The sequence below is a fragment of the Robertmurraya sp. FSL W8-0741 genome, assembly GCF_038004005.1.
In the GTDB taxonomy this organism is placed as follows: Bacteria; Bacillota; Bacilli; order Bacillales; family Cytobacillaceae; genus Robertmurraya; species Robertmurraya siralis.
The window spans coordinates 3085039-3108284 of record NZ_JBBOQG010000001.1; the positions used below are offsets into that span (position 1 = coordinate 3085039).

Consider the following 23246-nt stretch of genomic DNA (forward strand, 5'->3'; position numbering starts at 1 on the left):
GAGGGATCATTTTTTCCCGAATACTTAAGTTTAGCACGACGAAAAAATGAGCCTTCCATTCAATATTCCACTTTTTTCCGTAGCTGCCTCTATCATAACAAAAAATAAGTGAGATATCTCTATAAAAAATTATGTACGAGCAAGAGAAATTAAGACTACAAAAATTTCTATTTCAAAATTACCCTAACCTCCCAATATCCTACCCTTTCCATTCACTTTTGTAAAATAAAAACCCCCTATAATTAGAGGGTATAACTGATAAAGTTATCTTTATACTTCCAAAATTTCTTTTTCTTTATCCTTTGTCAGGCTATCAACTTTAGCAATATACTCATCTGTTAGCTTTTGAATATCGTCTGAATAGCCACGTTGATCATCTTCTGTAATTTCACCATTCTTTTCAAGCTTCTTTAAGTCATCATTGCCATCGCGGCGAATGTTACGTATAGCAATTTTCGCTTCTTCAGCTTCTTTCTTGACCACTTTTACCAGCTCTTTACGGCGTTCTTCAGTTAGCTGTGGGATCGAAAGGCGAATAATATTCCCGTCACTTGTTGGTGTCAAGCCAAGGTCTGATTTTAGAATGGCTTTTTCTATTTCTCCCAAAACTGATTTATCATACGGTTGAATCACTAGTAAACGGGCTTCAGGGACAGATACACCAGCTAATTGATTAATTGGAGTTGGTGCTCCATAATAATCGACTGTAATTCTATCTAGCAAGGAAGCATTTGCTCTTCCTGCGCGAATACTTGCTAGCTCACGAGTGTATGCCTGAATCGCTTTCGTCATTTTATCCTTTACGTTCGCAATAATTTGTTTTGGCATTTTTATTTCCCCCTTACAATTGTTCCGATCGTTTCACCAAGAACAGCTTTTTTAATATTTCCATTTTCCATAATTGAAAATACAATTAGCGGGATATCATTATCCATGCATAAAGATGAAGCGGTAGAATCCATCACTGCTAAACCTTCCTTTAACACATCTAAATATGATAATTCATCATACTTCTTCGCATTTGCGTCCACTCTTGGATCTGCCGAGTAGACACCATCGACATTATTTTTAGCCATTAAAATGACATCTGCTTCAATTTCTGCAGCTCGCAATGCGGCTGTTGTATCAGTGGAAAAGTATGGGTTTCCTGTTCCGGCAGCAAAAATGACAACGCGTTTCTTTTCGAGATGGCGAATAGCCCGACGTCTAATATACGGTTCTGCCACTTGACGCATCTCAATCGATGTTTGTACTCTCGTTTCTACTCCAGCTTGTTCTAAACTATCCTGTAACGCCAATGAATTCATCACCGTTGCTAGCATTCCCATATAATCAGCATTAGCACGATCCATGCCCATTTCTTCACCAATTTTTCCGCGCCAAATATTTCCTCCGCCCACAACTACAGCAACTTCTACACCAAGATCAGCTAATTCTTTCACCTGATTTGCCACCGATTTTATAACGGTTGGGTTAATTCCAAAGCCTTTTTCACCAGCTAATGCTTCACCACTTAATTTTAAGACGACTCGTTTGTATTTTGGACTGCTCATGAGAACCTCCGTATGTATAATTCGGATCCCTTGTTCATTGCTACTTTAAACTAAAGGCATCAAGTTTGTTTTTGAAAATAGGGAACACAACGTGTCCCCTATCGGTTTTAAATTCAAATTATTTTTTAACTTGGCTCATTACTTCTTCTGCGAAGTTATCTTCACGCTTTTCGATACCTTCTCCAACTTCATAACGAACGAAGTCACGAATCTTACCGCCTTTAGCTGAAACGAATTGTCCAACTTTTTGATCAGGATTTTTAACAAATGCTTGATCGTTAACACAAACGTCTTCAAAATATTTGCCTAGACGACCCTCAACCATTTTTGCAACGATATTTTCAGGTTTTCCTTCATTTAGGGCTTGCTGAGTTAGAACTTGACGCTCACGTTCAACTTCTTCTGCAGACACTTCATCACGAGAAACATACTTTGGATTTAAAGCGGCAATATGCATGGAAACATCTTTAGCAGCTTCTTCATCTGTCGTACCTTCAAGAACTGTAAGAACCCCAATGCGTCCGCCCATGTGTAAGTATGCACCAAATGCATCGTTATCACCTTTTGTCTTAATTTCAAAGCGACGCAATGACAGTTTTTCACCGATTTTTGCAATCGCAGCATTAATATGAGCTTCAACTGTAGAACCATTTTCCATCGTTTGGGTAACAGCTTCTTCAACCGTAGCTGGTTTCTTCGCAAGCAGATGAGCGCCTAACTCTTGAACAAGTGTTTGGAATCCCTCATTTTTTGCAACAAAATCTGTTTCAGAGTTTACTTCAAGGATAACAGCTTCATTGCCGTTAACTTTTACTGAAGTTAAACCTTCCGCAGCGACACGATCGCCTTTTTTCGCAGCTTTCGCAATTCCTTTCTCACGCAAAAGATCAACTGCTTTTTCTAAATCGCCATCTACTTCTTGAAGCGCCTTTTTACAATCCATCATACCTGCGCCCGTTTTTTCACGCAGTTCTTTAACCATTTGTGCAGTAATTGCCATAATGAGTTATCCTCCTTAAATCTATGTATCATTATTTTTAGCTAGACTAGCAAAAGCTAATCTTCAATCATTCATTATTCTCAAAAAAAGGTGATAAAGAAGGGTAAAGCCCTCTTATCACCTTCATTGAATCAACTCTATGATGTCTAGTTCCAGCGCCTAGTCCCTCGTGGTCACAGCACAATCCGCTAAGAAAGTTAAAGCTCAACCTCTCTAGCAGCTCGCCTTGTGCTTGTCAGAACTGAGCAAGGCGCTACCACTTTTCCCATTACGCAGTTGTTACTTCTTCGCCTTGCTTCGCTTCTAAAATCGCATCAGCCATTTTACCAGTTAATAGTTTAACCGCACGAATAGCATCATCATTTGCAGGGATTACAACATCGATCTCATCTGGATCACAGTTTGTATCAACAATACCTACGATAGGAATGTTTAATTTATGAGCTTCAGCAACAGCAATGCGCTCTTTACGTGGGTCAATGATGAATAAAGCATCTGGAAGTTGCTTCATGTCTTTAATTCCACCTAAGAACTTTTCAAGACGCTCTTGCTCTTTTCTTAATCCAACTACTTCTTTCTTTGGAAGCACTTCAAAAGTACCGTCTTCAGACATTCTTTCAATATCTTTAAGTCGGGCAATACGCTTTTGAATGGTTTCGAAGTTTGTTAAAGTACCACCTAACCAGCGTTGGTTTACATAGTACATTCCAGAACGTTCTGCCTCTTCCTTCACAGAATCCTGTGCTTGTTTCTTTGTACCAACAAAAAGAACTGTACCGCCATTTGCAGCTAATTCTTTTACCCAGTTATAAGCTTCTTCAACCTTCTTAACTGTTTTTTGTAGATCGATAATATAAATGCCGTTACGTTCTGTGAAGATATATTTCTTCATTTTTGGGTTCCAACGGCGAGTTTGGTGTCCGAAATGTACACCAGCTTCAAGCAATTGCTTCATAGAAATTACTGACATGTTTCTTCCTCCTAATGGTTTTGTTTTCCTCCGCCCATATCATCTTTAGTCAAAAACTGTTTAATAGCAATTGACGAATTGTCTTCATATTAAACAGCACCATTTGCCTAAATCCATGAACGTGTGTATTAACACCATTTGTAAATATAGCACATGTGTAATGACGAATCAAGTCATTCTTTTTCATTTTGTCGTAATTTGAATAATAATTCTAATTCCGTTTTACCTTTACCAAGCTTTTTAGCAATATCCTCAATTGACAGACCTTGTTTTTGCAACAAAATTGCTTTGTGATAAACTGATTCATCATTTATATCATCGCTATCTTCTATTTTCTCTCTCTGTGCTTCCTTATTCTCAAGATTAGGCTTGACCTTTTCTTGGTCAAGTTTTTCTTCACTATTACCATTTACATTTCGGTATGCTTTGACTGCTTGAAAAACAGTTCCTTTACGATAGGTGATGTTTTCACCCTTTTCAAGCTGGACGCGTTCTTTGTTAAGCTCCATATTATCGTCTATTTGCTCGGTGATCGCCATTCCCTGCCCTGCTTCAGTCTTACTTTGAACTTGACTTAACTTCTCGATAAATTTTTCATTTTCCTCTGTCATTTCTATTAAATAACTCGATATTACCTCTTCAATCTCTTTAAGAATTTCTTCCTGCCTTTTTTCGACTACAAGAAGTCTGTTTTGACGCAAATAAAGAATAACAATACAAAATAAAGCAACAATATTTAAAATTAAACTGATGAATAAAAATAAGTTCGTCATGGTACCCCTCTATCCGCTGTAATCCACCCTTGTCCCTTTGTATGGATGCTGTTCCTTTGGATGGTGTTTCTGTTTTCCTTTATTCGATCCATGCTGTTGAGACTGAGACTGTTCCTCATGGTGCCTCTCTTTTTGAAATCGGGTAATATCCTTTTGTTCCTGCTTTATAACTGAATTTTTCTTTTTTTCCTCTTCCCTTTTCACACTTTCGGAGGCAAGATCATGCTGTAGTTGACCTCGTTGCTGCATTTGCTCTAATAATTTGCCCGCATCATGTGTTCTTGGAAGCGCGACCTGCATTTCAATTGCTTTGAGGCTCACTTTTCATTCACTTCCTCACTAATATAATTAAAGGCAAGGCGAACTAAATTGGTTGAAATACAATTTCTTTATTTTCTAATAAAAACTTCACATATGAATGCGTTTTCTGAATTACTCTGACATATTTGCCAAAACAAAGACTTGTGTTTGGATATATTTTTTCATAAATATAGACAGCATAATGTTCTCGGTTTCCTTTTTTTGCTTCAATTGCTTCAAGCTCACCTTCAACCTGTGCTAATTTAAGCTCTAATTGCCGCTTTGTTGCTCTTTGTTTGACGATCAGCACTTGTTCCTGCGTGGTAGGCTTTCCTTTTATTTTCGCTGCTTCAACTAATTTATTTTCGATCATTCTTAACTTTTTTATATTTTCAGAGAGCTCCTTCATCTCTTTTCTAAGCTCTATTTCTTTTTGTTCAATAGAAGAATCATAGCCAACATAAAGCTCTGTTTTTGTGAATAGATGGTTTCCTACCTCTTTCACATGTATATCTTTACCTGAACGAAGAACGCCACCGATAATATGACCTTGTTTACAGTAAATTGATTCCTTCGCCTCAATCTGGCTATGCAAAGAGGAGGTGTTAATAATTACGTCCTGACCAGCACGGACATTAGCCTGATTTAAGTAGTTTGCTTGGATGCTTCCTCCTGCCACTACTTTACCACGATTTCCTGCTGTAATTCCACCAGAGATGAGGATATTCCCTCTAGCAACCAGTTGTGCACCTTCCACAAGTCCAGCAATTTTAATATCACCACCAGCAATAACCTCATAACCAGTTGGAACATTGCCACGAATAACAACATTGCCAATAAAATTAATGTTGCCTGTTTTTAAATCTAGATCACCATTTACTTCAAAAACAGGATTAACCGTAACTGTTTTTTGAGTAACGCTTACTTGACCGTCCGTAGTTGCAATAAATTGATTTCCTTCCTTGATAACATTTTTGCCAGCCCTTGTCTTCAATGGTTTGCCATCACGAGCAGGGAGTAATTTCCCCGTTACTCCACGCCCGTTTACACCGCTAGTTTGCGGAACTATTTTGGCAATCACCTGGCCATTTTTTACTGAAGGGATATCGAGTACTTCGCGAAAATTAATTTTTTCTTTCTTTTCCGATTCCTCTTTTTGTATCTCTAAAATTAAATGCGCATCTTCGCCATTTTTTGGTGCAATGCCCTCTGCAATCGTTAGAGGATAATTTTGCACCTTCGGTTTTGCGGCAATTTCATGAAGCAACGAATGATTTATTCCAAAAGCGACATTTTGCTCCCCTAAAAATGTCTCAAGCGCATTAACTGAAATTGAAAATTTTTCGTCCTGTTTATCAATCAATTCAATTTCAGCTTTCAATTGATCTTTACTTATTCTCACGCGAAAGGGTATCTCCATTTTCTCCGGCCCTCTTTCTTTTCTTATCTTCCATTTACAAGTGTATTAGATCATTTTACTTAAAGATTGTCTCAGCTTAAATATTGCTTTTGAATGGATTTGTGAAATTCTTGAAGTTGATAAATCTAGTACTTGTCCAATTTCTGTTAAGGTGAGTTCTTCTTGATAGAACAAACTTAAAACGAGTTGCTCTTTCTCATTTAATTGAGAGATCATTTCCGACATTTCTTGAATTAGTTCATCCTTTACGATTTTTTCTTCGGGAATATCGGCTTTAATATCCTTTATCGTATAGGCTTGACCATCTTTTTCGTCTTGGTCGCTCCCACGCTCATCAATTGAAAGAATGCTTGCGAAAAAATGTTCGTTCATTGTGGCATGGACTTCTTCTTCCGGCATATCCAGCTCAATAGCGATATCTTTAGCCGTTACATTCCTCATAAATTTTTGTTCAAGCTTTCCAATAGTAGCTTCGATTTTTTTCGCTTTTTCCCTCGTACTTCTTGATAACCAATCTTCTTTTCTTAGACCATCAATGATTGCCCCACGAATTCTGAATGACGCATAAGTATCAAATTTCAATTCTCTTGTCGGATCAAATTTTTCCAGTGCATCGTATAAACCCATTAATCCAAGGCTATGAATATCATCTCTTGATACATTTTTTGGAAGGCCAACAGCTACCCTTTGTACGTGATAACTGACAAGAGGCATATATTTTTTGACTAACAGGTTTCCTGCTTCTGAGTCGCGGGTCGAAATCCATTTATCCCATATTAGTTGTTCCTCAGTTGTTAATACCTGTCCCATTGCAACCTCCCAATACTTTATTAAATTCCGACCATTATTACCAATAATCGTCGCACCTTTTGAACATATAAATAGCGAATTACATTTATCTTTAACATATTCTCATTCTTATAAGGCAGTAGATTTATACTATTATTATAGCAAATTCACGTTCATCATATTAGAGAAGTTCGAAAATTGTCACAACTATTATTAAAGATCATTAATAGGAAAATATACCCATAAACAAGAAAAATCAGTCCTTTTTAGGGGACTGATTCAACATGACTAAAGATTAAAAACACCTTTGTTAACGGTGCGTATGTGGAGTAGACAAGTTTTTGGATCGAACTCAATCGTTCGACCGCTATTTCCACCAACATCTTCTCCAACAATGGCAATCTTATAAGCTGCAAGCTCTCTTTTCACTGCTTCCACATTTCTCGGGCCAATTCTCATCATGTCATTCGAACTAGAGAATTGAAACATTTGTGCACCGCCAGCCAGCTTTGCCTTCAATGAATAGTCCCGTGCGCCATTTTTTAACAATCGATTGACCAGTTCCTTTACAGCAGTATCCGCGTATTTTGCAATATTAAAGGCTCCACCCTTTGCAAGTGTGGAATCAGGTAGCATTACATGTGCTAATCCGGCAAGCTCTTTCCCTTGATCATAGATAACAACACCAACACATGAGCCCAATCCCGATGTTCTTATATGATAAGGTGTTCTTACAATATTCATATCCGCAATCCCAACCTTAATCACTTGAACCGTATCATTCATTCTCAGTTACTCCTAATGCTCGAAAAATAATCTCAAAAGAGTCTGGATCAGGCAAAAGGAAGAAATGCCCCTTTACACTTTTAGGACCATTATAATCATCATCATCTAATGCTGTATCAATCACAATAGCGAAGTCACTGACCTGGGACAACTCGATTAAACCATAGCTAATAATGGCACCAACCATGTCTATACTTAATGCGGGAACAGATGGATATAAATCTAATTTGGTAAAATCTGATAAAGACGATAGATATGAGCCTGAGAGAATATTACCAAGCTCTTGCAGGGCAGACATTGCTATTTCGTCATAAGGTAGTTTCTCAAATGAAAATTGACTATCTCCGGTCATTTGTTTAATAAACGTACTTGCTTGTTCTAAAGATAGAACGAAAAACATACTTCCCGGAGCATCTCCCTCAATTCTTAAAAAAACACTAGCGACGATATTTTCTGGACCACCCGCCATCTCCATCATCTCATCAAAGGAAACAACTCTGACTTTCGGCACCCTCATATCAATTTTCTTATTAAGTAAGGTTGAAAGAGCGGTCGCAGCATTTCCAGCCCCAATATTCCCAACTTCTTTCAAAACATCTAAGTGAACGGTTGAAATTTTCTCCAGAAAACTCATAATAGTTAGCCTTCTATTTTACTATCTGAACGAATTTCATCCCGATTCAAAATTTTCTCAAGATCCAATAAGATAAGAAGCCGTTTATCAATTTTGGCAACTCCACTTATGTACTCTGCTTCCTCAACACCAACCACTTCTGGCTGTGGCTCAATAGAGTTCATATTAACATCAATAACATCATTGGCCGCATCGACAATTAAACCGACTTCCATATCATCAAAAGAAATGATGATCACTCTTGTGCTTTCAGTGTATTTAATTTCATCAAGACCAAAACGCAGTCTTAAATCGATAATCGGTGTTACAACACCTCTTAAATTAATGACACCTTTCACATATGGAGTTAATCCAGGCACTCTAGTAATATGCTCTATCTTTTCTATCGAGTTCACTTTGTTTACCGGAATGGCATATTCCTTTTCTTTCAACTGAAAAACAATGAATTTAATATCCTCTGTTAAAGTTTCAGCCATTATCGTCACCTTCCTTTAAAAGGGGTTCCTCCACAGCTATCCGTGGAGAATCGTTTCACAAATCTATTTGATTAATGCGTTGCAGTCTACGATTAGCGCAACTTGACCATCACCAAGGATTGTTGCACCCGATATAGCAAAGACATTCGTTAAGTAATTACCAAGCGATTTAAGAACGACCTCTTGCTGACCAATAAAGGAATCAACAATCAACCCAGCCATCTTATCGCCTTTTCTTACGATAACAACAGAGTAAAATTCGTCCTCTTCCTCTTGGCTCGGCACTTGAAAAATATCTTTCAAGAATAGAAGTGGTACTACCTTGCCGCGGAAATCAATCACTTTTTGATTATGGGCATTTAAGATTTCATCCTTTTTAACAATTGCCGTTTCTATAATGGAAGAAAGAGGAACTGCGAACTTTTCCTTTTCAATTTCAACAAGCATAACAGAAATAATTGATAGAGTAAGAGGTAATTGGATAGAGAACGTCGAACCTTTCCCTTCTCTTGACTCAATCGAGATCGCACCGCCCAATGATTCAATTGTATTTTTAACGACATCTAGTCCTACTCCGCGACCAGAAACATCTGATATTTTATCGGCAGTCGAAAATCCAGAAGCAAAGATTAACTCGAATACTTCCTTATCAGTCAGTGTTGAGGCCGTTTGTTCATTAATAATTCCGTTTTTAATTGCTTTTTCAAGGACTTTTTGTTTTTTGATTCCTGCACCGTCATCATCAATCTCAATAAAGACATGATTACCACTGTGAAATGCTTTTAACACAACCGTCCCCTCTTCATGCTTGCCGTTCGCTTTTCGAACATCCGGCGTCTCTAAACCATGATCGAGTGCATTTCGAATGAGATGGACAAGGGGATCACCAATCTCATCAATAACAGTTCTATCGAGTTCCGTTTCAGCGCCAATAATTTCCAAGTTAACCTTTTTGCCTAAATCACGAGCTAATTGTCTAACCATTCTAGGGAAGCGATTGAACACCGTTTCTACAGGGACCATTCTCATATTTAAAATAATATTCTGCAGATCACCGGTAATCCTGGACATTCTCTCAACTGTTTCATGTAGTTCTTGATTTTTCAAATCATTAGAAATCTGTTCTAATCGACCACGATCAATCACAAGCTCTTCAAATAAGTTTAGTAAAATATCAAGTCTTTCAATGTTTACTCTTATGGTTTTGTTGCTAGCTTGTTTCGTCGTACTTGTCTGCTTTTTCTGTTCCGTCTCAACAGGAACATCAGAATTTGTTGTTGCTTCTACTGTTTTCTTGCTTTCCTCTTCACTAGAAGCCTCAGTTGTTTCCTGTTTATTTCGAATATCTCCGAGTGAAATCGCATTAATCTCCACCTTTTCGACTTCGGAAACTTTCATAATTATTTTCTTTAAGTCCTCTTGGTTTTCTTTTGAAACGATCGATACGGTAAATTCTTGATCAAACTGCTCTTCTTCGAGTTGATCAACAGGTGGTGTTGATTTAATGACTTCTCCAACCTTCTCCAACACTTCAAATACCATATACACTCGAGCCGCTTTAAGAAGACAATCCTCCCTTAAGGCAATCGTAATTTCATAGGCCTCAAAACCTTGCTCTTTCGATTGCTCAAGAACTGTGTATTCAAATTCATCGTATTCACTTTTAAAAGTTGATGTCGTTGATTCTGCAGCAGTAGTAGTAGCGGCAGCCTCAGCCTGCGACTGTACCTGCAGCGGACTTTCACCCTTTTCAATCAATTTTAATTTTTCTACTACTTCTGTTACATTTCTTTTTCCATCTCCACCATCAGCAATCGAAAATACCATTGCCTCCAAATCATCAACTGCTTGAAAGACAACATCTAATATTTCAGGCGTGACCGATAGTTTATGATTGCGGATCGCATCAAGAACATTTTCCATTTGATGGGTCAAACTAGCAAGATCCTCATAACCCATTGTTGCAGACATACCCTTCAAAGTATGAGCTGAGCGGAAAATATCATTAACAATGTTTATATCTTCAGGATTTTTCTCAAGATCAAGCAATCGTTCATTACAGCTTTGCAAATGTTCTTTGCTTTCTTCAATAAACACTTCAAGATATTGATTCAATTCCATTTTCTTACCCCCTTCGACATATCTGGGATGTTCAAAAAGTTTATGCAAGATAGCTAGCGAATTCTCCGACTTTACCTAGACAAATGGTTTATCCATCTCCCAGGATAGCAGACCTCTCAACCTACTAATCTCATTAATTTGAACAATCACTCACTCTTTCAATTTTCCCTAAATATATTGCAATATCGTTTCAGCAATTTTGTCGACATTTTCAACCTCATCCACCAAATTAGTAGCAATAGCTGCCTTGGGCATTCCATACACGATCGATGTCGCCTCCGACTCTGCAATAGCTGTTACCTCACCGCTATTCTTTAACTCTATTAATCCCTGTGAACCATCAGCCCCCATTCCTGTCATTATAACGGCAATTTTCGTATAACCTGAAATCGTGCTGATCGATTGAAACATCACATCTACAGAAGGGCGATGACCGCTTTTGGGTGGTATATTTGTACTCAGTTCAATCTTTAACCTTGCTCCAGCTTCTTTTACAAGTAAATGGTAACCACCGGGAGCAATATAGATCGTACCTTTTTCTGCAATTTCCCCATCCTCCGCTTCCTTCACACGGCACTCAGATAAAGAATCGAGTCTAGCAGCAAGACTTTTTGTGAATCCAGCCGGCATATGTTGGACAACAAAAACAGCGGCATCCAAATCTTTTGGTAACTTTGTGACTACCTCTTGTAACGCTCTGGGACCACCTGTCGATGTCCCTATACAAATAATCTTTTTACCATTAGCATGACTTTTTTGAGCGGGACGAAGTGACTGTCCCTTTCGTTCTATTTTACTACATTCTTTTGTTGATGGAATAGTACTTTTGGCATAAGTGGTTTTTTTCATTATTTCAGCCAGATTAGCTTTGCTGGCAGAGATGACTTTCTCGATTAATTCTTCCTTTACCTTAATAAGATCAAGAGATATTGGACCAGATGGTTTTGTAATAAAATCGATCGCCCCATAAGAAATCGCTAGCATTGTATTCTCAGCGCCGAGCTGTGTTGTGCTTGACAACATTAATACTGGAACCGGATGTTCTTTCATAATTATTTGAAGCGCCTCTAAACCATCCATTACAGGCATTTCGATATCCATCGTTACAACATCCGGTTTTAAAGCACTGATTTTTTTTAATGCATCCTCCCCATTTCTTGCTGTGCCTATTACGTCTATAGAAGGATGCTCTGACAGAAAATCATTTATCAGTTTTCTCATGAATGCTGAATCATCAACAATAAGCACTTTAATTTTTGGCATTACCCGCCCTACCTTTCAAAGAGAAATCGCTTTAACTTTGAAACAAACTGAATAGCATTAGAAGATTGCATCTCATTAAAATTTTCCTGTTCATATCGCTCTGTAAGTTCTACTAACGCTTTAGAAGTTAGAGATTTTGTTGTTAAAACAAACGGTGTTTGATTCGCTACGGCTATTCTAACTGATTTATCATCGGGAATCATTCCAAGCAGCTTTAATTCACGCCCTAAAAATTTCTTCGTTACCGAATTAAGCCGACTGAAAGTTGACAGTCCATCTTTTTTTTCAATTGTTCGGTTTACAACCACTAAAAAAGGGACTTTTTCATTTTGCATATGTATATGTTTCAACATGGCGTAGCCGTCCGTGATTGAAGTGGGTTCAGGTGTCGTAACAAGGATGATTTCATCAACGGACAGAATCAGTTGGAGTGTTTCTTCCGTTACACCCGCCCCCATATCAAAAATGACATAATCATACGCGTTTAAAACAGCAGAAAATTCCTCCGTAAACTTCTCAATCATGTCCTTGTCCAGCTTAAAGAGTCTATTCAACCCTGTACCACCAGCAATATAGTGGAGATTCTCAGGACCTTCCATCACAACATTGTTTAGAGATTCTTTTTTGTCAAAAAAATCAACAATTGTGTATTTTGATGATTTACCTAATAAAATATCAATATTGCCCATTCCTACATCCATATCAAATAGTAGCACTTTATAGCCTTTACGACACAAGGAGATCGCAAAGTTTAATGAAAAATTCGATTTTCCGACTCCTCCCTTACCACTTACTACGGCAAGAGCCTTCATTTTTCTTAGCTTCGACATATTATTTAGACGTCTTCTCAGCGCTTCAGCTTGATCTTTCATCAGATTCATCCTCAAGAATCAATTTACTAATTACTTCTGCAGAAGCAGATACTTTATCATCAGGTACATCTTGTCCATTCGTTAAGTAAGCTACCCCAATTTGATATTTGTCGATCATATTATACATAGCCCCATACGTAGCTGTTTCGTCTAATTTTGTAAAAATAAACTGCTTAATATCAATACTTGAGAACTGCTTAAATATTTCTTCCATATCACTTTGCTTCGAAGTTAACGATAAAACGAGAAATGTTTCCATTTCGTTTTCATAATCGATAATATTTTTAAGTTCTTCCACATACCGGGGGTCACGAAAATTCCGACCTGCCGTATCAATTAAAACGACATCAAAGTCTTTGAAAGTGTCGCAGGCCTTTTTAAAGTCATTCAAGTTATAACAGACCTCTAATGGGACCGAAAGTATTTTTGCATATGTCTTTAATTGTTCAATTGCTGCAATCCGATAAGTATCGGTTGTTATTAGCGCCACTTTTTTACGGAATTTCAACATTGAATCAGCTGCAATTTTTGCTAATGTGGTTGTTTTTCCAACACCCGTTGGACCTACGACATTTACGTACTTTTTCGAAAAAGAGATATCACCGAATCTAAACATAGAAATCCGCTCAGCCATCTCCTCCTTGCACCACCGCTTGACATCATCAATCGTGGAATCTCTTCGATTTGTATACCATTTTTCAAGTAATGAAACCATTAACTCGTTGCGTATAGAGGCTTCAATTTCCTGTGAAATGAGCTTTTGATTGATGTGTTGCAGTAATTCTGGATAGACGGTATCTTCTCTTGTGGAAGAAATATTTTGCAACAGTTGTTTTACTTCTGTTAATTCCTTGATCACTTCAGAGGATGTATTTTCTTCTGCTTTGATAAATTTGAGCATAGGATTTTCTTTTTGTGTTGCAACCGGTTCATAGTAGAGCATTTTATTGATCGGTTTTTCTTTTACCCTTGATTCCCGACTATTGGACACTTGATCCATTGCCGCGATTACCTCAATGCACCTTTTTCGAAACAAACCAAGGAATCCACCAGTATAAACGATTTTTGAATTTAAGATTACCGCATCATTGCCTAATTCAGCTCTAATTCGCTTCATCGCTTCAGGCATTGAACTAGCCACAAATTTCTTTACCTTCACTCAATATTCACCACCCCTACACTTTGTACCTCAACATTGGCCTCAAGTTCGTTATAAGACAATATTGGAATTTGTGGAAAATAGCGTTCTGTTAACTGTCTAATATACATGCGAACAGCTGGTGAACAAAGAACGATCGGAGTTTGCTCCATTAACGAAAGCTGTTCCACTTGTGCAGCGATGGACTCCAAAATCGACTGAGATACATTCGGATCAATCGATAAATAATTGCCATGCTCTGTTTGTTGAATGCCATCTGCGATTATTTTTTCAATTTTTCCAGAAACGGTTATAACTTTTAATTGCTCACCACCTGAACTGTACTGATTCGTAATTTGTCTTGCCAAAGCTTGTCGAACGTATTCAGTTAATAAATCAGTATCAGATGTCACCTTTCCAAAATCGGCCAATGTTTCAAAAATAATCGGCAAATTACGGATTGAAACATTTTCCCGCAACAGCTTTCCGAGAACTTTTTGTATTTCTCCAACAGATAATGGATTTGGTGTCACTTCTTCTACCAGTATTGGATAGCTCTCTTTTATATGGTCAATTAGTTGTTTTGTTTCCTGTCTTCCAAGTAGTTCATGGGCATTCGCTTTTATAATCTCTGTGATATGGGTGGAAACGACAGATGGTGGGTCGACTACCGTATAGCCAAATATCTCTGCCTGCTCCTTCATATCTTCTGTAATCCATTTAGCAGGGAGACCAAAGGATGGCTCCACCGTATCAATACCTTCTATTGAATCATCTTCGACTCCCGGACTCATTGCTAAATAATGATCAAGAAGGAGTTCTCCTCGCGCCATTTCATTGCCTTTAATTTTAAGCCGATATTCATTTGGCTGTAGCTGGATATTATCACGAATTCGCACAACCGGAATAACAAGGCCTAGCTCTATTGCTAATTGTCTCCTGATCATAACGATTCGATCTAATAAATCCCCCCCCTGGTTGGAATCTGCTAGCGGAATTAAGCCGTAGCCAAACTCAAACTCAATAGGATCGACATTTAAAAGGCTAACTACGCTTTCCGGACTCTTCAGTTCATCTGTTTGAATGTCCTCTTCGACATCTTCCAATTGTTCCTTCGACACTTCTGGGATTTTAGTCATTCGGTAACCACCAAGTAGCATTAAACCACCTACAGGAAGCGTAAATAATGCCCCTATTGGTGTTAATAAACCTAATAATATAATGGTACCACCTGTCACGTACAACATTTTTGGATATGATAAGAGTTGTTTTGTTATATCCTGTCCAAGGTTTCCGTCAGAAGCAGCCCTTGTTACAACAATACCAGTTGCTGTCGAAATTAATAGAGCAGGAATTTGGCTGACAATTCCATCCCCCACTGTAAGAAGTGAAAATTTCGTTGCTGCTTCAGCGATCGGAAGCCCTAGTTGCGTAGCACCAATCACGATTCCAAAAAGCAGATTGACTAGTGTAATAATTATGCCAGCAATGGCATCTCCTTTCACAAACTTACTGGCACCATCCATAGCACCGTAAAAATCTGCTTCTCTGCTAACTTTCTCTCGACGTTCTCTTGCTTCATGCTCAGAAATCATACCAGCATTTAAATCAGCATCGATACTCATCTGCTTTCCTGGCATTGCATCTAATGTGAAACGTGCTGCTACCTCAGAAACACGTTCTGATCCTTTTGTGATGACGATAAAATTGATGATTACCAAGATAATGAAAATAACGAGACCTACTACGACATTTCCGCCGATTACAAATGAACCAAACGTTTCAACTACATTTCCCGCATCCCCTTTTGAAAGGATAGAACGAGTCGTCGATACATTCAAGCCCAAGCGAAATAATGTAACTAATAAGAGCAATGAAGGAAAAACCGAGAATTGTAGTGGTTCACTCATATTCATCGAAATCAGTAAAATGAGGAGAGCTATCGATATATTCACAATTAATAGGATACTCAATAGCCATGTTGGAAATGGGATAATGAGCATAGCCACAATTAAAATGACACTGAGTAATACAATTAAATCTTTAGCTCGCATGGTGTTTCCCCCTAATTGAAAGCAAATAGGCGCTAATTATTCTGTTGGGCCCTTCACAAACATATTTAATAAACAGTGCCCATTGCTAGATCTTAAGAAAATGAACAGAGATTACAAAGGAATCAATATAACATTATGATCTTTATTTAAATCCTGTTGTAAAATTAAATCTTGTTCTTAGCTCGATAAACATAGGCCAATATTTCTGCCACCGCTTTAAAAAATTCTTCAGGAATGGCATCGCCAATCTCAGTTTGGCTATATAAAGCTCTTGCAAGTGGACGATTTTCCACTAAAACGACATCATTTTCTTTCGCAATATACTTAATCTTCTGTGCTACATAATCAACACCCTTTGCCACAACAAATGGTGCATCAAGCTTACTTTCATCGTACTTTAAACAAACTGCATAATGAGTTGGGTTGGTGATCACGACATCAGCATTAGGAACTTCTTGCATCATTCGTCTCATTGCCATTTCACGTTGACGCTGTTTAATTTTTGACTTAATCAATGGATCGCCTTCGATGTTTTTATGCTCATCCTTGATATCCTGCTTCGACATTTTAATATTCTTTTCAAAATCATATTTTTGATATAAATAATCTAGTATCGACAATACTATTAATAAGATAGATGCAATTAATCCCATTTGCACTGTTAAATTTGCAATTGTTGTAATTCCAGCCCCAAGCGATTTTTGCGCTAATATCAGGATTTCTTCTTTTCGAAACCAAAGGACTGAAAAGGTAGCCAAGCCAACAAGCGAAATCTTTAAAATCGACTTTAACAGTTCTACGATCGCCCGAAGCGAAAAAATTCTTTTAAATCCTTTAATCGGATCCAATTTTTCCAACTTAGGTTGAATCGTTTCTGTTGAAAACAAAAAGCCAAACTGCATATAATTCGCTGCAACTCCCGCGATCATTGCGACAGCCATAATCGGAGCAAGGACAAATACAAGTTCCTGGAGAATATCTAAAAGGATAATCCGCAGATTATTTTCCGTTACATTCAAACCGATATACTGCTGATAAGAATGCTTAAAGATATTGAGTAATGATTCAAAAAAAAACTGTCCAGCAAATAATAGGGTGAGAAAAACAGCTAGTAACACGATTGCCGTATTAACATCTTGACTTTTAGCAACCTGCCCTTTTTTTCGACTATCTTGCCGTTTTTTCGGCGTCGCTTTCTCTGTTTTCTCACCTGCAAACAACTGTAAATCTAACTTTATCCATTCCATATTATGAACTCCCAATTAGATCCATAAGCCCCCTCATTGTACCGAGCATTAGTTCAAAAAGCTGTGAAACAACGCCCATCATAATCGCCATAACCGCAAATATGACAATGAAGCTAACTCCTATTTTCAGCGGTAGACCAACAACAAATACGTTTAACTGAGGAACAGTTCTTGCAACAATCCCCAAGGCCACATCCACTAAAAACAAACTCCCTACAACAGGTATAGCCATTTGTAAAGCAACCATAAACATGGAGCTAAAGGACTTAACCACATACTCAACCATGTTTTCATCCCCAAAAGGAATCCAAGCCTGATCTATAGGAATAAATTGATAACTATAGTACACACCATCAATTAAAAGATGGTGACCGTTTACACTCAGCAAAAAGAGCAGTGTAATAATGTAAAAATACTGTCCTGTTAAAGGGCTTTGTGCACCTGTTTGCGGATCAATGACGTTGGCAATGGCAAATCCCATTTGAAAATCTATAAACCCCCCAGCAATTTGAATAGCAGAAAGGATTAAATAAGCAATAAAGCCAACCAGTATGCCTACGAGCGCTTCTTTCATAATTAGCAAAAAGTAGGCACCATTTATTTCAAACAGCGGTGCTTCTACTGTATAAAACATAATCCAAGCAAGAAAAAAGCCGAGGCCGATTTTATGACTTGCAGGTATTGTTCGGTAAGAAAAAAGAGGCATCATCAAAAAAAATGATGTAACCCTAACAAAAATAAGTAAAAAAGCAGGAAATTCAGGAAGTAAATCTACCATAACATCAGCCTACAAACCTCGTTAAATTAGAAAAAATATCGTTCGCATAAGTAAGCATGCGACTTAACATCCACGGACCGAAGAAAACAATTCCTAGTAAGACAGCGACAATTTTAGGGACAAACGCTAATGTTTGTTCCTGGATTTGCGTCGTAGCTTGAAATACGCTGACGATTAAACCTACTATAAGAGCAAGCAATAGAAGTGGTCCACTAATCAATAGAACAATCCAAATCCCTTGTTCTGCGATTGAAATTACACTTTCTGGAGTCATCCAATTTCACCTTCTTTTTTTGCTTGTACAAATGAATATGATTAAAATGCTTACTTTCAAAGGTGTCAGCTTCTTAAACAAATTATTTAGAAGCTGTCCAATAGAGATTTCACAACTAAATACCAACCGTCTACCAGAACGAATAATAAAATTTTAAAAGGCAGTGAGATCATCACTGGTGGAAGCATCATCATCCCCATTGACATCAACACACTTGCCACGACCATGTCTATCACTAAAAAAGGAATAAAAATCATAAAACCAATTTGAAAAGCTGTCTTAATTTCACTTATCGCGAACGCCGGTATAAGTGTAGTAAGAGGGATATCTTCAATTGACTCCGGCCTTTCAGCCTGTGAATACTCTAAGAACAAAGCAAGATCCTTTTGCCTCGTATGCGCACTCATAAATTCCTTTAATGGCAGCGATGCCCTTTCATATGCTTCATCAAGGGTAATTTCTTCATTAAATAACGGTGTTAAAGCCTGTTGATTCACCTCACTAAAGGTAGGTGCCATAATAAAAAACGTTAAAAATAGAGATAAACCAATGATTACTTGGTTTGGTGGCATTTGCTGAGTGGCAAGCGCCGTTCTGACAAAGGAAAGAACAATCACAATTCTAGTGAATGAAGTCATCAGCACTAGAATACTTGGAGCCAAGGACATCACGGTTAGAAGTAGGATCAGTTTAACTGATGTTGAAACATTAGCAGGATCGCTATTGTTAAAAAATTCCATAAACTCATTCATTTCTCTTCTGACCCTTTCTTCTCCATTTCATCGTACATCTTCTTTCTTTGCTTTGTGATCTGATCTAACTGTGTTTTCAAGTGTGAAGAAAAAGAACGCTTTTCTTTTTCTTGATCCTGTTTTTGAAATGCTTTCGTTCTTTCAATTACCTTTGTCACAATATCGCTTGGACGAGCTAATTGTTCAATTTTGTGATTATGTTCCTCAATAATTTCTCGTGCTTCCTCTTCATCATCAATCTCTTTTAATAGTTGAATGTTTTCCCCCACACCAACTATAAGCAGCCTTTTGCCTACTTTAATAATCTGGACGGAGCGGTTTGAACCAACAGGTGCCCCCCCAATATTTTGAATCAATTGCGTATCACGATAACCGTGGCTTTTTTTGTTTATAAACTTTAGTAAAAAATACAGAAGTGCGATCACAAATATGGTGGCCACAATCATTTTCATGAAGTCCCAAATCGTAATTCCCGCTGGGCCGCTTTCATCTACAGCCTCGTTGCTTGGAATCTCCTGTGGTTCAGATTCTTCCTCCACATTTTGTTGTTCTTGTTCAAACATATTTTTCACACTATCGTCTGGTTCTGCCTTAACCTCTGTATGAAATCCGATCACTAATACAACGGAAAGAAGAAGGATTTTGACGGATTGCTGAATTACTCGCAACTGGATGCACCTCTATATTTTGAATTCTAGTAGAGAAAGTATGGCGGCATGAAAGCCGCCCTTTAAATGAACACTATGCCAATGTTTTCGAAATCGCTTCAATAACTCGATCTGCTTGGAACGGTTTTACAATGAAGTCTTTTGCCCCAGCTTGGATAGCATCGATAACCATCGCCTGCTGCCCCATTGCTGAACACATAATTACCTTCGCACTTGGGTTTAATTTCTTAATTTCCTTCAACGCTGTAATTCCATCCATTTCCGGCATCGTGATATCCATCGTTACCAAGTCCGGATTCGTTTCTTGATACTTCTCAAGTGCCTGTGCACCATCAGCAGCTTCACCTACTACTTCAAAACCGTTTTTTGTTAAAATATCTTTAATCATCATCCGCATAAATGCTGCATCATCTACAATTAAAATTTTGTGCGCCATTAATCTTTTCCCCCATTGTTCATCTTAGTTTATTTAGTCGGTCTGTTTGACTAATGATATCTGTTACACGGACCCCAAAGTTTTCATCAATAACAACCACTTCACCCTTTGCGATTAAGCGATTATTTACTAATATGTCAACTGGTTCACCTGCCAGCTTGTCCAATTCAATAATTGATCCAGGAGATAGTTCAAGGATTTCCTTCACAGATCTTTTCGTTCTACCTAGCTCGACTGTTACTTGAAGCGGAATATCAAATAACATATTTAAATTTTTCGCCTCAGATTCTTGAAGCTGATACTGGTCAAAGCTAGAAAACATTGCTGGTTGTACTGTCGGCTGTGGACCGCTTTGATACTGCGCTCCGTAATGCTGTGGACCCGGTTGGTGATGGGCCATAGGCTGTTGCATTGGCGGAATTTGATATCCACCAGGCTGTGAACTTTGTTGTGAAGCTTCACTATACACTGGAGCCGACGCTTGTGCTCCAGCATTTACAGCGGCGCTTGCTGGTTGAGGCTGTTCATTATAGACAGCCGCTTCAGCGCTTGAAGCTGACTCTTCAGTCTTACTGCCAGATGGATTTAACAATTCTGCAACTAGCTCCTTGGCGAAACAGAGCGGTAACAACTGCATAATGCTGGAGTCGATAAGTTCTCCCACTCTCAACCTAAATGAAACCTTGACAAGCATATCATCTTTCGGTATTTTTTCAGTTCCTTCACCATGCTGAATATCCAACATATCAATTGTTGGTGGCGAAATGTCCACTTTTTTACTAAAGATTGTAGACATTGAAGTTGCTGAAGAACCCATCATTTGATTCATTGCCTCTTGAACAGCACTGAGTTGGATTTCTCCCAGTAACTCAGCAGGATTTAATCCATCTCCACCAAGCATTAAATCGGCAATAATGGCAGCATCCTCTTGTTTAACGACAAGTAGATTCGTTCCTGAGAAACCTTCTGTATATTTGACTTGAATCGCTACATAAGGGTGTGGAAACTCATCCTCTAAATCACTCTTTAAAATGACTGAAACGGTTGGTGTCGTAATATCAACTTTTTGATTTAATAATGTGGATAATGCCGTTGCCGAGCTCCCAAAAGAAATATTTCCAATTTCCCCTAAAGCATCTTGCTCCATTACTGTTAAATATTCTTCCACATTAACGTCTTCGTTTTTGGTGCTGTCTAGCTCTACATCATCTGTTCCTTTTAACAAAGCATCTATCTCATCTTGAGAGAGCATATCATCACTCACCATTATCGTCTCCCCCCTTCAATGTCTCTAATATTTGCACTGCAATTTTTTTATTGAGTTTTCCAGCTTGTCCCTTGAATTTTGGAACTTCAGCTATTTTAATCGTTAATGGATTTTCAATCGTTTGTTTTAATTCTATAACATCACCAACATCCATCATCAAGAAATCTTGAATCGTGATCTCGGCATTTCCCAATTCAACCGCAATAGGCAGATTGGCTCTTTTTAGTCGTTTTTCTAAAAGCTCGACTTCCTGAGGCTCTCTATCCTTTTTATCTGTCTGCATCCAATAATGGACAGAAAGCTTTGGTATTATCGGTTCTAAAACAACGTGAGGAATACAAATATTTATCATTCCTGTTGTTTCACCAATCGTGGTGTTAAGCGATATTACAACGACCGTCTCATTCGGTGAAACCATTTGTAAAAACTGAGGATTCACTTCAAAATCAGCCATTATTGGTTCAATCTCAGCGATTGTTTCCCAAGCTTCACGTAAGTATTCCAGAGAACGTTCAAACGTTGTCGTCATAATCTTTGTTTCAATTTCAGTTAAATTCTCAACTTTATTGATGCTGCTACCTTTCCCACCCATCATTCGATCCATCATTGCATAAGCAATGTTAGGATTCACTTCCATCAAGACTCGACCATCTAATGGGGGCACCTCAAATACATTTAAGATCGTCATTTTCGGTATGGAACGAATAAACTCCTCATATGGGATTTGATCAGCAGATGCAACTGAAATTTGAACATAGGTTCTCAATTGAGCGGAGAAAAAAGTTGTTAACAATCTGGCAAAATTCTCATGAATTCTTGTTAAGCTTCGAATCTGGTCTTTGGAAAATCTTAATGCTCTTTTAAAGTCATAGACTTTTACCTTTTTCTCGCTCGTCTCTTTTTTAAGCTCATCAGCATCCATTTCTCCTGTAGAGATGGCAGATAATAACGCATCAATTTCACTTTGTGATAAAACCTCTCCGGACACGAATCCTCACCTCCATTCACTTACATCTCAATTTTGTCGAAAAATTACGGGAGGAGCGATCCGGTGATGTATACTTTCTCCACTTTTCCGGACATCATCAATTCATTTACTTTTTCCTTTAACTCTTCTTCAAGAAGTTTTTGTCCTTGTGAACCTTGAATCTCCTCTGGTTTCTTTTCAGATAATGTATGAATAATAATGTTATTAACTTGAAAATCTCGTTTTTCCAATTCTTCCTTTGCTTTCTTACTATCAGTTTGAATTTTGAATGAGATACGAATAAAATCATTTCCAGCTAAATTAGTCGTAATTTCTGGAATGTCCACCGAATACTCTAATAACTCATCAATTGTTGGTCCCGCGGTGTTTTCAGCTCCTGTTACCTTTAGAACGACTACAACAGCAACAGCTCCAACAAGAGTAATCGTAATTAGAATAATTAACATTATCATGACAAGCTTATTATTTTTCATGCTCTGGGCCCTCCAACTGTTGAACTCCTAATAGGTTGACAGTTTGATAGAACTTATTCACTAACTGTACGATTTCTTCCTCGGTTTCCTTCACAACATATTTATGACCATTTGACAGGGTAATCGTCGTATCAGGAAAGGATTCAATTGTTTCAATATAAATTGCATTAATGATATAAGGCTTTCCATTTAATCTTGTAACATTTATCACGGT

26 protein-coding genes are annotated in these 23246 nt (G+C 37.9%); all 26 read right to left on the minus strand.

Going from position 1 to position 23246, the window contains the following annotated elements; translation table 11 throughout:
• Window positions 1-270: 270 nt before the first annotated feature.
• Window positions 271-828, minus strand: coding sequence for a ribosome recycling factor (gene frr, locus NST02_RS14930; protein ID WP_137742841.1), 558 nt, complete (start codon window positions 826-828; stop codon window positions 271-273).
• A gap of 2 nt (window positions 829-830) precedes the next feature.
• Window positions 831-1553 carry a UMP kinase gene (gene pyrH / locus NST02_RS14935; protein ID WP_150913524.1) on the minus strand — a complete coding sequence of 241 codons (723 nt, stop codon included), beginning with the start codon at window positions 1551-1553 and terminating at the stop codon, window positions 831-833.
• A gap of 118 nt (window positions 1554-1671) precedes the next feature.
• Window positions 1672-2553, minus strand: a complete 882-nt coding sequence (gene tsf, locus NST02_RS14940; protein ID WP_150913522.1) for a translation elongation factor Ts — start codon at window positions 2551-2553, stop codon at window positions 1672-1674.
• A gap of 268 nt (window positions 2554-2821) precedes the next feature.
• The gene (rpsB, locus tag NST02_RS14945) at window positions 2822-3523 is read right to left on the minus strand and encodes a 30S ribosomal protein S2 (RefSeq protein ID WP_095308115.1); all 702 of its coding nucleotides are present in this window, start codon (window positions 3521-3523) and stop codon (window positions 2822-2824) included.
• Between the two features lie 173 nt (window positions 3524-3696).
• On the minus strand, window positions 3697-4296 hold the full coding sequence (locus NST02_RS14950; RefSeq protein WP_137742840.1) for a hypothetical protein: 600 nt from the start codon (window positions 4294-4296) through the stop codon (window positions 3697-3699).
• A 9-nt stretch (window positions 4297-4305) separates the two neighbouring features.
• Window positions 4306-4617, minus strand: coding sequence for a hypothetical protein (locus NST02_RS14955; protein ID WP_150913520.1), 312 nt, complete (start codon window positions 4615-4617; stop codon window positions 4306-4308).
• Window positions 4618-4660: 43 nt separating this feature from the next.
• Window positions 4661-5998 (minus strand): DUF342 domain-containing protein, encoded by a 1338-nt coding sequence (locus NST02_RS14960; RefSeq protein WP_340949228.1) that lies wholly within the window; start codon window positions 5996-5998, stop codon window positions 4661-4663.
• A gap of 63 nt (window positions 5999-6061) precedes the next feature.
• A complete protein-coding gene (locus tag NST02_RS14965) occupies window positions 6062-6826 on the minus strand; it encodes a FliA/WhiG family RNA polymerase sigma factor (RefSeq protein ID WP_340949229.1) in 765 nt (254 codons plus the stop codon).
• 267 nt (window positions 6827-7093) lie between these two features.
• A complete protein-coding gene (locus tag NST02_RS14970; protein WP_095308105.1) occupies window positions 7094-7591 on the minus strand; it encodes a chemotaxis protein CheD in 498 nt (165 codons plus the stop codon).
• Window positions 7584-8225 carry a chemotaxis protein CheC gene (locus tag NST02_RS14975; protein WP_340949230.1) on the minus strand — a complete coding sequence of 214 codons (642 nt, stop codon included), beginning with the start codon at window positions 8223-8225 and terminating at the stop codon, window positions 7584-7586. The genes NST02_RS14970 and NST02_RS14975 overlap by 8 nt, the downstream gene beginning before the upstream one ends.
• A 5-nt stretch (window positions 8226-8230) precedes the next feature.
• Window positions 8231-8701 (minus strand): chemotaxis protein CheW, encoded by a 471-nt coding sequence (locus NST02_RS14980; RefSeq protein WP_095308101.1) that lies wholly within the window; start codon window positions 8699-8701, stop codon window positions 8231-8233.
• Window positions 8702-8764: 63 nt separating this feature from the next.
• A complete protein-coding gene (locus NST02_RS14985) occupies window positions 8765-10822 on the minus strand; it encodes a chemotaxis protein CheA (RefSeq protein WP_095308099.1) in 2058 nt (685 codons plus the stop codon).
• A gap of 168 nt (window positions 10823-10990) precedes the next feature.
• Complete coding sequence (locus NST02_RS14990; protein WP_340949231.1) at window positions 10991-12085, minus strand: protein-glutamate methylesterase/protein-glutamine glutaminase; 1095 nt, start codon at window positions 12083-12085, stop codon at window positions 10991-10993.
• A gap of 8 nt (window positions 12086-12093) precedes the next feature.
• On the minus strand, window positions 12094-12957 hold the full coding sequence (locus NST02_RS14995) for a MinD/ParA family protein (RefSeq protein WP_212933447.1): 864 nt from the start codon (window positions 12955-12957) through the stop codon (window positions 12094-12096).
• Window positions 12941-14116, minus strand: coding sequence for a flagellar biosynthesis protein FlhF (gene flhF, locus NST02_RS15000; RefSeq protein ID WP_212933446.1), 1176 nt, complete (start codon window positions 14114-14116; stop codon window positions 12941-12943). The genes NST02_RS14995 and flhF overlap by 17 nt, the downstream gene beginning before the upstream one ends.
• Entirely contained in the window at window positions 14113-16149 is a 2037-nt protein-coding gene (gene flhA / locus NST02_RS15005) for a flagellar biosynthesis protein FlhA (protein ID WP_095308092.1), read from the minus strand. Before flhA ends, flhF begins: the two co-directional genes overlap by 4 nt.
• Before the next feature lie 164 nt (window positions 16150-16313).
• Window positions 16314-17396 carry a flagellar biosynthesis protein FlhB gene (gene flhB / locus NST02_RS15010; RefSeq protein WP_095308090.1) on the minus strand — a complete coding sequence of 361 codons (1083 nt, stop codon included), beginning with the start codon at window positions 17394-17396 and terminating at the stop codon, window positions 16314-16316.
• A 1-nt stretch (window position 17397) separates the two neighbouring features.
• Window positions 17398-18174: a flagellar biosynthetic protein FliR gene (gene fliR / locus NST02_RS15015; protein WP_095308088.1), complete on the minus strand. Its 777-nt coding sequence runs from the start codon at window positions 18172-18174 to the stop codon at window positions 17398-17400.
• Between the two features lie 4 nt (window positions 18175-18178).
• The gene (fliQ, locus tag NST02_RS15020; protein ID WP_095308086.1) at window positions 18179-18448 is read right to left on the minus strand and encodes a flagellar biosynthesis protein FliQ; all 270 of its coding nucleotides are present in this window, start codon (window positions 18446-18448) and stop codon (window positions 18179-18181) included.
• Between the two features lie 86 nt (window positions 18449-18534).
• Entirely contained in the window at window positions 18535-19200 is a 666-nt protein-coding gene (gene fliP, locus NST02_RS15025) for a flagellar type III secretion system pore protein FliP (RefSeq protein ID WP_095308084.1), read from the minus strand.
• A complete protein-coding gene (locus tag NST02_RS15030) occupies window positions 19197-19868 on the minus strand; it encodes a flagellar biosynthetic protein FliO (protein ID WP_095308082.1) in 672 nt (223 codons plus the stop codon). Before NST02_RS15030 ends, fliP begins: the two co-directional genes overlap by 4 nt.
• Window positions 19869-19941: 73 nt before the next feature.
• A complete protein-coding gene (locus NST02_RS15035) occupies window positions 19942-20304 on the minus strand; it encodes a response regulator (protein WP_095308081.1) in 363 nt (120 codons plus the stop codon).
• 19 nt (window positions 20305-20323) lie between these two features.
• Window positions 20324-21571: a flagellar motor switch phosphatase FliY gene (gene fliY / locus NST02_RS15040; RefSeq protein ID WP_095308079.1), complete on the minus strand. Its 1248-nt coding sequence runs from the start codon at window positions 21569-21571 to the stop codon at window positions 20324-20326.
• Window positions 21561-22559 (minus strand): flagellar motor switch protein FliM, encoded by a 999-nt coding sequence (gene fliM, locus NST02_RS15045; RefSeq protein ID WP_137742838.1) that lies wholly within the window; start codon window positions 22557-22559, stop codon window positions 21561-21563. The genes fliY and fliM overlap by 11 nt, the downstream gene beginning before the upstream one ends.
• Before the next feature lie 44 nt (window positions 22560-22603).
• The gene (gene fliL, locus NST02_RS15050) at window positions 22604-23032 is read right to left on the minus strand and encodes a flagellar basal body-associated protein FliL (protein WP_095308076.1); all 429 of its coding nucleotides are present in this window, start codon (window positions 23030-23032) and stop codon (window positions 22604-22606) included.
• Window positions 23022-23243, minus strand: a complete 222-nt coding sequence (locus NST02_RS15055) for a flagellar FlbD family protein (protein WP_095308074.1) — start codon at window positions 23241-23243, stop codon at window positions 23022-23024. The genes fliL and NST02_RS15055 overlap by 11 nt, the downstream gene beginning before the upstream one ends.
• Between the last annotated feature and the right edge of the window lie 3 nt (window positions 23244-23246).

Bases quoted from the DNA above. Each gene is read 5' to 3' on its own strand.
- fliY (WP_095308079.1), bottom strand. From the start codon at position 21,571: ATGGTGAGTGATGATATGCTCTCTCAAGATGAGATAGATGCTTTGTTA.
- NST02_RS14990 (WP_340949231.1), bottom strand. From the start codon at position 12,085: ATGCCAAAAATTAAAGTGCTTATTGTTGATGATTCAGCATTCATGAGA.
- NST02_RS14980 (WP_095308101.1), bottom strand. From the start codon at position 8,701: ATGGCTGAAACTTTAACAGAGGATATTAAATTCATTGTTTTTCAGTTG.
- NST02_RS14970 (WP_095308105.1), bottom strand. From the start codon at position 7,591: ATGAATGATACGGTTCAAGTGATTAAGGTTGGGATTGCGGATATGAAT.
- flhA (WP_095308092.1), bottom strand. From the start codon at position 16,149: ATGCGAGCTAAAGATTTAATTGTATTACTCAGTGTCATTTTAATTGTG.
- fliP (WP_095308084.1), bottom strand. From the start codon at position 19,200: ATGAATGAGTTTATGGAATTTTTTAACAATAGCGATCCTGCTAATGTT.
- frr (WP_137742841.1), bottom strand. From the start codon at position 828: ATGCCAAAACAAATTATTGCGAACGTAAAGGATAAAATGACGAAAGCG.
- flhB (WP_095308090.1), bottom strand. From the start codon at position 17,396: ATGGAATGGATAAAGTTAGATTTACAGTTGTTTGCAGGTGAGAAAACA.
- tsf (WP_150913522.1), bottom strand. From the start codon at position 2,553: ATGGCAATTACTGCACAAATGGTTAAAGAACTGCGTGAAAAAACGGGC.
- fliL (WP_095308076.1), bottom strand. From the start codon at position 23,032: ATGAAAAATAATAAGCTTGTCATGATAATGTTAATTATTCTAATTACG.
- NST02_RS14985 (WP_095308099.1), bottom strand. From the start codon at position 10,822: ATGGAATTGAATCAATATCTTGAAGTGTTTATTGAAGAAAGCAAAGAA.
- pyrH (WP_150913524.1), bottom strand. From the start codon at position 1,553: ATGAGCAGTCCAAAATACAAACGAGTCGTCTTAAAATTAAGTGGTGAA.
- NST02_RS15035 (WP_095308081.1), bottom strand. From the start codon at position 20,304: ATGGCGCACAAAATTTTAATTGTAGATGATGCAGCATTTATGCGGATG.
- NST02_RS14975 (WP_340949230.1), bottom strand. From the start codon at position 8,225: ATGAGTTTTCTGGAGAAAATTTCAACCGTTCACTTAGATGTTTTGAAA.
- rpsB (WP_095308115.1), bottom strand. From the start codon at position 3,523: ATGTCAGTAATTTCTATGAAGCAATTGCTTGAAGCTGGTGTACATTTC.
- fliQ (WP_095308086.1), bottom strand. From the start codon at position 18,448: ATGACTCCAGAAAGTGTAATTTCAATCGCAGAACAAGGGATTTGGATT.
- NST02_RS14995 (WP_212933447.1), bottom strand. From the start codon at position 12,957: ATGAAAGATCAAGCTGAAGCGCTGAGAAGACGTCTAAATAATATGTCG.
- fliR (WP_095308088.1), bottom strand. From the start codon at position 18,174: ATGGTAGATTTACTTCCTGAATTTCCTGCTTTTTTACTTATTTTTGTT.
- NST02_RS14950 (WP_137742840.1), bottom strand. From the start codon at position 4,296: ATGACGAACTTATTTTTATTCATCAGTTTAATTTTAAATATTGTTGCT.
- NST02_RS14965 (WP_340949229.1), bottom strand. From the start codon at position 6,826: ATGGGACAGGTATTAACAACTGAGGAACAACTAATATGGGATAAATGG.